The organism is Moellerella wisconsensis (assembly GCF_022592395.1).
GTDB classification, from domain to species: Bacteria; Pseudomonadota; Gammaproteobacteria; order Enterobacterales; family Enterobacteriaceae; genus Moellerella; species Moellerella wisconsensis.
In genome coordinates this window covers 1,574,073-1,586,624 of sequence record NZ_CP093242.1, presented here as the reverse complement: position 1 = coordinate 1,586,624, position 12,552 = coordinate 1,574,073, and the positions used below count along the sequence as shown (strand labels likewise).

The 12,552-nt window shown below is 39.4% G+C and carries 13 protein-coding genes; 5 read left to right on the top strand and 8 right to left on the bottom strand.

Annotation, left to right across the window (positions count from 1 at the left end; all coding sequences use genetic code 11):
* Positions 1–6: 6 nt before the first annotated feature.
* From pdxY to anmK, 4 genes are all read right to left on the bottom strand, one after another.
* The gene (pdxY, locus tag MNY66_RS07135; RefSeq protein WP_047255574.1) at positions 7–870 is read right to left on the bottom strand and encodes a pyridoxal kinase PdxY; all 864 of its coding nucleotides are present in this window, start codon (positions 868–870) and stop codon (positions 7–9) included.
* A gap of 109 nt (positions 871–979) precedes the next feature.
* On the bottom strand, positions 980–2,254 hold the full coding sequence (gene tyrS / locus MNY66_RS07130; RefSeq protein ID WP_241501777.1) for a tyrosine--tRNA ligase: 1,275 nt from the start codon (positions 2,252–2,254) through the stop codon (positions 980–982).
* Positions 2,255–2,441: 187 nt separating this feature from the next.
* Positions 2,442–3,095, bottom strand: coding sequence for a pyridoxamine 5'-phosphate oxidase (gene pdxH / locus MNY66_RS07125; RefSeq protein ID WP_047255572.1), 654 nt, complete (start codon positions 3,093–3,095; stop codon positions 2,442–2,444).
* Positions 3,096–3,113: 18 nt separating this feature from the next.
* Entirely contained in the window at positions 3,114–4,235 is a 1,122-nt protein-coding gene (anmK, locus tag MNY66_RS07120) for an anhydro-N-acetylmuramic acid kinase (RefSeq protein ID WP_241501776.1), read from the bottom strand.
* Positions 4,236–4,534: 299 nt separating this feature from the next.
* Between anmK and MNY66_RS07115 the strand changes: the two genes are divergently transcribed.
* Entirely contained in the window at positions 4,535–5,002 is a 468-nt protein-coding gene (locus tag MNY66_RS07115; RefSeq protein ID WP_047255570.1) for an outer membrane lipoprotein, read from the top strand.
* Positions 5,003–5,736: 734 nt separating this feature from the next.
* Here MNY66_RS07115 and slyA read toward each other — a convergent pair.
* Complete coding sequence (slyA, locus tag MNY66_RS07110) at positions 5,737–6,168, bottom strand: transcriptional regulator SlyA (RefSeq protein WP_047255569.1); 432 nt, start codon at positions 6,166–6,168, stop codon at positions 5,737–5,739.
* A gap of 473 nt (positions 6,169–6,641) precedes the next feature.
* Positions 6,642–6,881, bottom strand: coding sequence for a DUF1289 domain-containing protein (locus MNY66_RS07105; RefSeq protein WP_047255568.1), 240 nt, complete (start codon positions 6,879–6,881; stop codon positions 6,642–6,644).
* Between the two features lie 166 nt (positions 6,882–7,047).
* On the opposite strand from MNY66_RS07105, the gene gloA reads away from it, so the two are divergent.
* Together gloA and rnt are read left to right on the top strand one after the other, a co-directional pair.
* On the top strand, positions 7,048–7,455 hold the full coding sequence (gloA, locus tag MNY66_RS07100) for a lactoylglutathione lyase (protein WP_047255567.1): 408 nt from the start codon (positions 7,048–7,050) through the stop codon (positions 7,453–7,455).
* A 192-nt stretch (positions 7,456–7,647) separates the two neighbouring features.
* Positions 7,648–8,298 (top strand): ribonuclease T, encoded by a 651-nt coding sequence (gene rnt / locus MNY66_RS07095; protein ID WP_047255566.1) that lies wholly within the window; start codon positions 7,648–7,650, stop codon positions 8,296–8,298.
* Positions 8,299–8,382: 84 nt separating this feature from the next.
* On the opposite strand, the gene MNY66_RS07090 is transcribed toward rnt, so the two are convergent.
* Positions 8,383–8,730 (bottom strand): Grx4 family monothiol glutaredoxin, encoded by a 348-nt coding sequence (locus MNY66_RS07090; protein WP_047255565.1) that lies wholly within the window; start codon positions 8,728–8,730, stop codon positions 8,383–8,385.
* A gap of 615 nt (positions 8,731–9,345) precedes the next feature.
* Between MNY66_RS07090 and sodB the strand changes: the two genes are divergently transcribed.
* Both sodB and purR read left to right on the top strand, forming a co-directional pair.
* Positions 9,346–9,924 carry a superoxide dismutase [Fe] gene (gene sodB, locus MNY66_RS07085; protein WP_241501775.1) on the top strand — a complete coding sequence of 193 codons (579 nt, stop codon included), beginning with the start codon at positions 9,346–9,348 and terminating at the stop codon, positions 9,922–9,924.
* 523 nt (positions 9,925–10,447) lie between these two features.
* Positions 10,448–11,473 (top strand): HTH-type transcriptional repressor PurR, encoded by a 1,026-nt coding sequence (purR, locus tag MNY66_RS07080; protein WP_047255563.1) that lies wholly within the window; start codon positions 10,448–10,450, stop codon positions 11,471–11,473.
* A gap of 4 nt (positions 11,474–11,477) precedes the next feature.
* Here the strand turns inward: purR and punR are convergent, their stop codons facing one another.
* Positions 11,478–12,380 carry a DNA-binding transcriptional activator PunR gene (gene punR, locus MNY66_RS07075; RefSeq protein ID WP_047255562.1) on the bottom strand — a complete coding sequence of 301 codons (903 nt, stop codon included), beginning with the start codon at positions 12,378–12,380 and terminating at the stop codon, positions 11,478–11,480.
* Positions 12,381–12,552 lie beyond the last annotated feature (172 nt).

Genomic DNA, 12,552 nt, shown 5'->3' with positions numbered 1-12,552 from the left:
CTAACCTCAGTCGAGTTGTGTAGCACAAAAATGGTGTTCCGGACTGACCATTTTATCTTGGGCAGCAACTAACTGAAGTTCATATTGGTTCATCACTTTGGTCTGTAGCATCACTTCATAAACGGCTGCCGCGACATGCTCTAACGCTTTCAGTAAACTTTCACCTTTGAGCAAATTAACCAACATTAGACCACTAGTTAAATCACCGACGCCTACCGGCTGCTTAACACCAAAATCCACTAATGGGCGGCTAACGTGCCAGCTGTGATCTGCGGTAACTAAAATCATTTCAAATCTATCAGCTCGGTATCCAGCTCGGCTTAAATGTTTAACTAATACTGTTTTAGGCCCTTGCTGGCATAATGAACGCGCGGCATTCACCGCTTGCTCCACGGAACTAATATGTTGATCGGTCAGCGTTTCTAACTCTAATAAGTTTGGTGCAATAATATCACTAGCCGCTAACGCTTGTTGGCAAAAGAATTCAGCAACACCGGGAGCAACAATACAGCCTTTTTCTGGGTGTCCCATCACAGGATCGCAAAAATAAACCGCATTGGGATTAGCTGCTTTAACCTGTTTAACGATATGCAGAATATTTTGTCCCTGCTCCGCTGAACCAATATAGCCGCTTAATACTGCATCGCATTGAGCTAATTGGTTAATATCAGCCAAACCTTGTGCAATATCAGTTAGATGCTGAGCGGGGAATACCATTCCAGTCCATTGAGGATACTGCGTATGGTTAGAAAACTGTACTGTATTGAGTGGCCAAACATCTGCCCCCATTCGGCACATAGGAAAAACAGCTGCACTATTTCCAGCATGTCCGTAGACGACATGTGATTGAATTGAGAGAATACTTTTCATTCGATGCCTAATATTGAAAGTATTATAAGCGGAAAAAACAACCGATAATCCGAGATATTAATATTGAATATGCCCCAAATAATACCGGCTATTTAGGGCATAACGACAATTATTTCCAGTTAATCAGGCAATAATTTTTCTTACCGCGACGGATAAGTGTAAAACGTCCAAACAGGCGATCGGCATCACTGAAAACATACATCGGTTCAGCTTGTTTTTCACCATTGATCGACACAGCATTTGAGCTGATCGCGGTGCGTGCTTGACCGCGTGATGGCACCAATTCAGAATCAACTAATGCTTGCTGTAAATCAGCGCCAGTTTCCATATCAATAGTTGGCATGCCGTCTTGAGCTAACTGCTCGAAATCAGCTTCGGTCATTTCAGAGACTGCACCAGAGAATAAGCTGGCAGTAATGCGTTTTGCTGCCGCCAGACCTTGAGCACCGTGAACTAATTCAGTGACCATATCCGCTAATACGTATTGTGCACGAGGTGCTTTCCCGCTATTTTTATCTTCTTCTTCTAATGCGGCAATATCTTCCAGCGGCATGAAAGTAAAGAATTTCAAGAAGCGATAGACGTCTGCATCCGCCGTATTAATCCAGAATTGATAGAATTTATACGGGCTGGTTTTCTTCGGATCTAACCACACCGCGCCGCCTTCTGTCTTACCAAACTTGGTACCATCAGCCTTAGTAATTAACGGCACCGTCATACCAAAAACTTGTTTTTGATTAAGACGACGAGTTAAATCAATCCCTGAAGTAATGTTACCCCATTGATCAGAGCCGCCAATTTGCAGTTCTACGCTATGCTCTTTATTTAAATTCGCAAAATCATAGCCCTGAAGCAGGTTATAAGCGAACTCAGTAAAAGAAATACCCACATCATCACGGTTAAGGCGTTGTTTGACCGCTTCTTTGTTGATCATCTGGTTTACAGAGAAGTGTTTGCCGATATCACGCAGGAAAGTCAGCACATCCATTTTGCCAAACCAATCATAGTTATTGGCAATTGCTGCGCTATTTTCACCACAATCAAAATCCAAGAAAGGCGAAACCTGATTACGGATTTTTGCTACCCACTCTTGTACTGTATCTGCAGTATTTAATTTACGTTCAGTCGCTTTAAAACTCGGATCACCAATTAGACCCGTTGCGCCACCGACCAACGCCACAGGCTTATGCCCGGCTAGTTGGAATCGTTTTAAACACAGCAAGGGAACCAGATGTCCCAAATGCAGGCTGTCGGCGGTAGGATCAAAACCACAATAGAGAGAGATAGGGCCTTGCGCCAGTCTCTCTGCTAACGCGTCCTCATCCGTTACCTGGGCAACTAGGCCCCGCTCTTGCAATTGTTTAATCAGGTTATTGCTAGACATCAATGACTCCATCAGTTGTATTTTGTCTATTATGTTATTAAGTAAACTTTTTAGTTTCCAGAAACGAACCTATAGCATAAAGCCCGTAACAATTAAGTGCCAGCTAAAAAATCATTTATTTATACCTATTATACATCAAGTTGCAGGCAAGCTAATCAGCTTCTATCATCAGTTGTCATCCAGTATATTAAGGTGCTAAGCGTTCAATATTCCAGCCTAATCCCTCTTTTTGATACAAGAAACGGTCATGCAAGCGATTTGCGCCTCCTTGCCAAAATTCGACACTGTGAAATTTCACTCTAAATCCCCCCCAAAAACTGGGTAAAGGCACTTCACCATTTTTAAATTTTTGTTTTAATTCTAAGAATTTACCTTCTAAAATACCTCGAGTGGATATACGCGATGATTGATGTGACGCCCATGCAGCTATCTGGCTATCTTTAGGTCGGCTATGGAAATATTTAAGCACTTCTAAGGGCGATAGTTTTTCAGCAACGCCAAGAAAACAGACCTGTCGCTCTAACGGATACCACGGAAAATGCAAGCTGACTTTATTATTATGTTTTAGTTGTTGTGCTTTGCGACTGCCAAGATTGGTATAAAAAACCAGCCCATGTTGATCAAAATGCTTAAGTAATACAATCCGTTGATAAGGCTGACCGGTTTCATCGACAGTAGCAACGCACATCGCGGTCGGATCACTCAATTGTGCCTCACAGGCCTGTTTTAACCAATGTTCAAACAACGCTAATGGCTCAGAAGTTAAGTCATTACGGCGCAATCCACCTTTAATGTATTCTCTGCGCATAGCAGTAAGATCGACTTGATGTTCGCCACTCATTTATTGTATATCCTCTCGCTAATCAGTTATCGTATTCACCGGATAAATGGCGCCTAAGACCGTTTCTTGGGATGCCCCGGTGACAGAAGCCAAATTACCGGGCAATCCTGACAGAGTTCTCGCGGCTAACCAAGCAAATGCTAGCGCCTCTAAATCATCACCGCTTAAACCAAATTTATCACTATTCGTGACTTCTGTCCCCGGTAATAAAATAGCCAAACGCTGCATCAAATAACTATTTTTAGCCCCACCACCACAGACAATTAAGCGCTCACAACCGCCTGATAATAGAACTTGTTGCGCCACCGACATTGCGGTTAGTTCGAGTAATGTTGCCTGTACATCAACCGGTGATAAATCAGAGTAGTCAATTAATTGTGATTCTAACCACTGTATATTGAAATATTCCCTGCCGGTACTTTTTGGTGCCGAGCGTGCAAAATAAGGATCGTTGAGCATCTTTATCAATAAAGATTGAGATACTTGCCCTTGCTGCGCCCACTGGCCAGCTTCGTCATATGGACGTTGCTGATGCCGCCAAATCCAAGTATCCATTAACATATTACCGGGTCCGGTATCATAGCCTTTCACCGCAGAACCTGGCAGCAATGCCGTAATATTAGCAATTCCCCCAATATTCAATACGATGCGCCTTTCATGTGGCTCACCTAGCACCGCTAAATGAAACGCAGGTACCAATGGTGCGCCTTGACCACCGTAAGCCATATCACGGCGACGAAAGTCCCCTACCGTGGTGATCCCCGTTAATGCAGCCACCCGATTATTATCGCCCAGCTGCAAAGTGAAAGGAAAGTCGCCCTCAGGCTCATGCCAAACTGTTTGCCCATGACAACCCACCGCCAGTATTTGATCTGCAGTTAAAGCCGTTGATTGCAGTAGTGTATTAATGGCTTCTGCATACAATGTACCTAATTGATAGTCAATTTTTCCTATTTCAGACAATGTCGTCTGCTGTCCTTGGCAAATATTTAAAATGCGTTGTTTCAGTGCTATTGGGAACGGAAAAGATAAGCTGGCTTGCTGAGCAACCATATTGTCGCTAATAGCGGCCATAACCACATCAACACCATCAAGACTTGTACCTGACATAACGCCGATATAACGACCCGATTGCAACATTTTGTTTGTCCTTTAAATAATAAATGTGGTTACCACCATAAAGCGCTTTATTTTCATATAAATAGTCATTTATTGAAACTAATAATCATCACTCTACACCGAGGAGCAATTCATAAAAAGAGTGAGAAATTAATATTTACTATTTTTGAGAAATTTTCCCTAGTGTTTAGGCGATATTTAGATCACAATCAATATTTTAGAAATCACTTATTTCTCTAATAGCGCATGATAAGGCCATACTGAATATGATTATTTACGCGCTGCGATAACCTAATCAGTAAAGTCTAATAGGAGTTTTTATGCTTAAGCAAGTTCTCATTGGTGTGGTTGCTGTGACATCGCTCGCAGGTTGTGTGAATACCAGCACACTTTCAGGTGATACATACTCTGCTGGCCAAGCCAAACAAGTACAAACTGTCACTTATGGTACCGTACTTAATGTCCGCCCGGTAAATATTCAAGCTGGTGGTGATGAAAATATCTTAGGAGCTATCGGAGGCGCTGTACTCGGTGGCCTGCTAGGCAATACTATCGGCGGTGGCACAGGGAATACATTGGCAACTGCGGCGGGAGCAATAGCCGGAGGGGTCGCTGGTCAAAATATCGAAGGTGCGGTCAATAAAACTAAAGGCGTACAGTTGGAAATTCGTCTAGACAGCGGTAAAAATATCGTTGTGGTGCAAAAAGAAGATCCAAGCACCTTTACTGTTGGCCAACGCGTATTAATCGCTAACAGCGGCGGTTCAGTGACTGTTTCTCCTCGCTAAACCTCCCTGCTATCACTCACCTGCATCTACTGCAGGTGAGTTTATATTCTAAATTGTAATTTATTTAATTACGTCTTATTAGCATTTTACTAGACTAAACCTCACGATTCTAAGCCATAACCCTTTTTAGAGCGGTTCAATTAATATTTAATATTTTTTAAATTCTTTGCATTTCATTTCTGATTGGTTTAATTATCCTCCGCCATACTGAATAACGTTTAATTATTAGAATATAATTATTCCATATGCAATATTAAGCTCATTAATTAATAATTTTTTAAAGCTATTTATCACTAAGCTAGTTTAGATGTGATCTTGAGCATGTTTTTAATAGGGATTTAGTATGATTTGAATATATTTTCAGTATGGTATTAATCATTGTTATGCATTGTGGTTTCTTATTTTACATATCATCACTCAATGAACTAAAAGAAATCTTATTTTTATTGTTTAGATAATTATTCACTGATTTAGAGGTTATTTAATTATATGATTGAAATTTGGTACTGGAGGAAACTATTTTATTCGTGTCAATATAGAGTGACGCCCTGTCTTCCTTCATCAATCACCAACAATCAAAGCGCATACATAATAAATCATCGTATGATAGTTCCCATAATCATACATTATGCATACACCATGATTGTTTATAATTTTTTATGCCGTTAATAATATACATTAAATATAATAAATGAATAATTTAATGTGCGTATTATTATTTAAAAAAATAAAACCTATCTACTTTGTAAATGAAGAATATTCTTCTCCAATTTTAATATTAATGATGATAGCGTGAATAATTCTGCTTCTGTGATCCCTCCCAAAATTTCATCCCGAGTAGAACTAATCACATCATCGACTTGTTTTATAAATGGTATTGATTCATCAGTTAGTTTTATTCTTTTAGCTCGTCTATCATTCGCACAGGTATGACGGGTGATAAGTTTCTTTTCCTCGAGTTGATCAAGCGTTCTCACCAATGAAGGTTGTTCGATTCCTATCGCTTTAGCCAACTGAATTTGAGATTGATCGGGCGGTAATTGACTAATATTATGCAATGTCACCCAATGAGTCTGTGTCAGTTTCAACGGTTTTAATCGATAGTCTATCAGAGCCCTCCATACACGTACCAAACGAGCTAGATCCGTTCCTATTTTCGATTCCAATTTTCCCTCCTTAAAATAGAATATCTCAGCCGTTAAAAATTACATTAACAAAAAATTATTTCACAGAATATATAAACATTTATCGTTATATTTACGAACAAAAAATATAAAAATACCTCGTTATAATAACTATCACACTGATACTTTGCGACCTAACACCAATAATCTGATTTCAATTAATATTATTTAATCAAATCCATTTTTTTTATCTATAGGTAATAGTCACGCAGATAGACAGTGCAATAAGAATATCCTTACTCTAAATTCTAATCTATTTATTTTTACATTAATATTATGTTTAATTTACATAAAGTGAATAACATCAAATAAAACACATTTAAAAACAAAGTGGTATAGTTAGTCTTAAAAGCATTTATCTGATTTTGTGAACTTCACTTTATTATACTTATTTTGAATAAATTACAAATAGAGCCAATTATTGCTCTAATTAAATATAATTAATATGCTATTTATTAAAATAAATTTTGTTGCTGTGTATCATTATTTTGTTCTACTGTTTGTTGACGTGTAAAGCGTATAAATCGCTGATGACAAAGACGTAATAAGGTTCTTTTTTGACTATCTGAATAATTAATCCAATTAAATCGCTCATCTCGGGTACGATAACAGCCTCGACAATAACCGTGATCATTAGTTTGACAAATACCCCGGCAAGGACTTTGAAGCTCAAAAAATTCAAGTTGCTCAGCCATTGTCATCCCCTAAAATAAAATAGCACTTATAATGTTATTAATTACACCTCACTCACTTATACCTTTAAAATATCAGGCAGATCAATTGTATTATCATGTGTATACGCGTTATATTAGGAGCTAAATCGATTTTTGATTCAAATAGTCAACATAAGAGAGGGTTATTATGCGCTTACTTCATACCATGCTACGCGTTGGTGATATGCAACGTTCGATTGATTTCTATACGAAAGTATTAGGGATGCGTCTTTTGCGTACTAGCGAAAATACCGAATATAAATATTCTCTAGCGTTTGTAGGCTACAGCGATGAAAGCGAAGGTGCTGTAATTGAGTTAACCTACAATTGGGGTGTTGACAGCTATGACATGGGAAATGCTTATGGCCATATCGCTCTTGGTGTTGATGATGTTGCCCAAACGTGCGCTGATATCAAAAAAGCAGGCGGCACGGTAACCCGTGAAGCAGGTCCCGTAAAAGGGGGGTCAACCATTATTGCTTTTGTTGAAGATCCCGATGGCTATAAGATTGAGCTCATCGAAAATAAAAGTGCTAGTCACGGCCTCGGTAACTAATATTACGCCTAGATTTTATGGGCACGCGTTCTAAGCTCGGAGCCTAACTACTCCATCCGCTAAGAGTGCTTAACTCTTGGAAAAATCGCTATACTGTGATTTTTCTGAGGGTTCTTCAATATTCATCCCTGCAAAATTATGCTGATTTTGGCATAATATGAATTAACCTCAAAAACTGTAAATGAAATTCTAATGTCTGAAAAGTCTGATAAAAATAATTTAAACGCTCTGGTTAATAGATTCAGAGGATATTATCCTGTGGTCATTGATGTGGAAACGGGCGGGTTTAATGCCAAAACAGATGCATTACTCGAAATAGCAGCAATTACCTTAAAAATGGATCATGATGGCTGGCTGAAAACAGACGAGACCTTACATTTTCATGTTAATCCCTTCGAAGGTGCTATCCTTGAGCCTGCTGCATTGGCCTTTACGGGTATCGACCCCAACAATCCATTACGCGGCGCAGTCAGTGAATATGAAGCACTGCATGCTATTTTTAAAATGGTTCGGAAGGGGATGAAAAGCGCTAATTGCCACCGGGCAATTATTGTTGCTCATAATGCGACGTTCGATCACAGTTTTGTTATTAATGCCGCAGAACGCGCGGGGTTAAAACGTAACCCATTTCATCCTTTCGCAACCTTCGATACCGCCGCATTAAGTGGCTTGGTATTTGGTCAAACTATTTTAGCCAAGGCCTGCTTGACTGCGGGCATTCCCTTTGACGCTAAACAAGCTCATGGTGCGCTTTATGATACTGATCGCACTGCCCTACTGTTTTGTGAAATAGTTAATAAATGGAAAAAATTAGGTGGCTGGCCGTTAGCTATTACTGAATAATCAGCGATTAAATAATCCATAAAAAAACCGCAGAGAACATAATATTCTCCTGCGGTTTTTTTATGTTAACGAATAACTTAATAATTACTCAGCTTTTGTTTCATCAGCTGAACGGTATTTATCCGCAGTTTCTTTGATCAACTTAGGCAATTCGCCGCGCTGATACATTTCCATAATAATGTCACATCCGCCGACTAATTCACCATCGACCCATAATTGAGGAAATGTAGGCCAGTTAGCATATTTAGGTAACTCGGCACGAATATCTGGATTCTGTAAAATATCCACATAAGCGAAACGCTCGCCACATGCAGATAGTGCTTGTACAGCCTGCGCGGAAAAACCACAGTTTGGAAGTTTTGGAGAGCCTTTCATATATAATAGAATCGGGTTTTCTTTGATTTGGCGCTCAATTTTTTCAATAGTTGTCATTCTTACTTCCTTAAAACTAATATGTGCTGGTCTGTCAGCCCAATATTGCTGTAATAAACAATATTAAACAATTGTAGATCAAACAATGATGGATCAAACAATTGCAGCTGAATTAAAAAGTTCAATACCTGAACATTGTATGTGTCTTTGTCTATACCGATACCAAACCGACCACATCAGATCCAGTATCTGTATACCTAATCTGTATACTTATAATAGCAAAACACACATTTTGGGCTGCGCCGTTTCAATGCAGGCCGCCTACTCCATGTAATCAAACACACTACCTAGAATATGCATTTTGTTTACAATAATACATTACTATAACATTACCGGTTTAAAAAAGGGATCATTATCCCTGCATTGTGTCTATTTTTAACCCGCCAGATAACTAATCTCAAGATGAATTAAAGTGGACTAATAAATAATATATAAATATTTTATATTATAAGACACTGTGATTTTTATCTAATGTTGTTAATATGATAAGTAAAATAGAGGCAGTTGACCTTAACGATGCTGTCCTTAGAAATAGAACCACCCTTTTGGCTCAATTATCGAGCAAAACCCGAAGTAGCAAACTATAAAATACAATAGTTTAACAAGGAGTATGCAATGTCATTTGAATTACCCGCTCTACCTTACGCAAAAAATGCGCTCGAACCACATATCTCTGCTGAGACCCTAGAATATCACTATGGTAAACACCACAATACGTATGTGGTAAACCTGAATAACCTGATCAAAGGCACTGAATTTGAAGGTAAATCTTTAGAGCAGATTATCAAATCTTCTGAAGGTGGCCTATTCAATAACGCGGCTCAAGTATGGAATCACACATTTTACTGGCACTGCTTAGCACCAAATGCAGGTGGCGAACCCACAGGTAAAGTTGCAGAAGCTATCAACCAAGCATTTGGTTCTTTTGCTGAATTCAAACAGCAATTCACTGATTCTGCGATTAAAAACTTTGGTGCTGGTTGGACTTGGTTAGTAAAAAAAGCTGATGGCAGCTTGGCTATCGTCAATACTTCAAATGCAGCCACCCCAATCTCTGGTGAAGATAAACCTCTTCTGACCGTTGATGTTTGGGAACATGCGTATTACATCGATTACCGTAATGCTCGTCCTCAATATATGGACAACTTCTGGGCATTGGTTAACTGGAATTTTGTTGCAGAAAATCTGGCTTAGTGATTAATAAAGTAAGAGCAGAGATCTCTTTTGGCTCTTACTGATAGATTAAGGGCGGGATAAATGTCTCGCCCTTAATCTAATAATTTCAGTGGTTGGTTTTCGCACACAGACCAATCAAAAAATATGTACCACAAATAAAATAATCATCACTAATGCGCCTAATGCGGTGCAGAGTCCGAATTTAAGATCTGTATCCATGATATTTGCTCCTATTGATATTCCAATAACGTTATATTCTAATGCTATGATATCTAATTATGCTAGCTGATGCTTAGAAATCCCCATCAAATAACTAAAATTGACTAGCTACTAATTAGTATCTCACAGTAAAAATTTAAAACCACGCAATATATCACATGTTATAACATCAATTATTACTTTCGTTTTTGCGCTAGATCAGACAAAATTCATGACAAATCGCTAAATTATTGTCAGACAACCTCTTATGCCTCAATATACTGACAACTTTTAATAAAATTATATTATAAGACCACTTATTGGTCAGGAGTCTTTTTACATCATGGCAACGATTAAAGATGTGGCAAAACGCGCAGGCGTCTCTACCACAACCGTATCCCATGTTATTAATAAAACGCGTTTCGTCGCCGAAAATACTAAGATTGCCGTTTGGACGGCAATTAAAGAACTGAACTATTCACCTAGTGCAGTTGCGAGAAGCTTGAAAGTTAATCACACCAAGTCGATTGGATTACTGGCAACCTCGAGTGAGGCTCCATATTTTGCTGAAGTTATTGAATCAGTTGAAAATAGCTGTTACGACAAAGGATACACGCTAATTTTATGTAATTCGCATAATAATTTAGGCAAACAAAAAGCCTATTTACAAATGTTAGCGCAAAAACGTGTTGATGGCTTATTAGTCATGTGTTCAGAATATCCTGACCATTTGATTACTATGTTAGAAGAATATCGAAATATCCCCATGGTTGTCATGGATTGGGGGGAAGCTCGAGGTGATTTTACTGACACCATTATTGATAATGCGTTTCATGGCGGTTACCTTGCGGGGCGTTATCTTATTGATCGCGGTCATCGTGATTTAGGGATTATCCCCGGTCCATTAGAACGCAATACAGGAATTGGACGCTTAAATGGTTTTAAAAAGGCGATGGAAGAAGCTAAAATCACCTTACGTGATGAGTGGATAGTCCAAGGCAATTTTGAGCCCGAATCAGGTTATTCCGCCATGAGCGAAATTCTAAGTCATAAACACAAACCTACCGCTGTATTCTGTGGTGGGGATATTATGGCGATGGGTGCAATTTGTGCCGCCGATGAAATGGGCTTGCGCGTTCCACAAGATATTTCAATTATCGGTTATGATAATGTACGCAATGCGCGCTATTTTACTCCGGCACTGACCACAATCCATCAGCCAAAAGAACGTTTAGGTCAGATGGCATTTTCTATGCTATTGGATCGGATTGTCAATAAACGTGAAGATGCACAAACTATTGAAGTGCATCCACGCTTAGTTGAACGCCGCTCAGTAGCGGACGGTCCTTTTATCGATTACCGCCGATAATCTTTTATCGCAACCATTCGGCATTAAGTGTTTCGCTGTCGCCCAAATAATCGAGCAGCCAACTTAATGCCGGAGACGCATGGTTCTCGACCCACGTTAAGCAACACGGACTTTCAGGAAATGGCTGGGAAAGTTGTAAATCAACTAAAATCCCTTGTTCACATAACGGCAAAGCCCGATGTTCGGGGATTACTCCCATGCACAATCCCGCTTTTAAACACGCTAATCCATTTTCCCAACTCGGTACTATCATTCGCTGCTGATTATTCAACGCCCAAGTTTCTCTTTTAGGTAAATTTCTTGAGGTATCCTCTAAACATAAACTGGGAAAAGGTCGCAATTGATCATCGGTCAATGGACCTGCCTCACTTGCTAACGGGTGTCGATGATTAACCACACAGCGCCACGGCATAAATCCCATATCTTTGAAACTGTAGCGTTCTCCAATTGGCGAAGCTCGAGTTGCGCCAATGGCAACATCTGCCCGACCGTCGGCTAAAGCATCCCAAACGCCATTAAAAACTTCAGGGTAAATATACAGCTCTACATCGGGAAAATGTTGATAAAAATCTAAAATAAGTTGTTCCGTTCGCTGAGGTTTGACTATCCCATCAACCGCAATACTTAGCTGTCCACGCCAACCGTTGGCAATTTGCTGACAATGGTGACGAGTATCATCCATTTTTTTGATGACAGCGCGCGCTTCTTTAATAAATACCCGCCCTGCTTCAGTGAGTTCAACATCACGGTGTCGCCGTTCAAACAGCGGTATTGCCAGCCATTCTTCCAATTGTTTAACTGTATAGCTAATCGCAGAAGGAACTCGATGTAGCTCAACTGCTGCTGCGCTAAAGCTACCGGTTCTAGCAACAGCATCAATAACTTCCAATGAATACGCTGACCACATAACCTTCCCTTCAAAAAATTTAACAGCATTGTGCAAATATTACCGTTTTACTTTGAAAAATGACAGGCGATACAATGAAGCATCGATTAAATTTATATTCCAAATAATTTGAGTGGCAATAAACCTCGATTCAACACCTGCTCGGTATTCAAATTTAAGCAATAATAAAGAC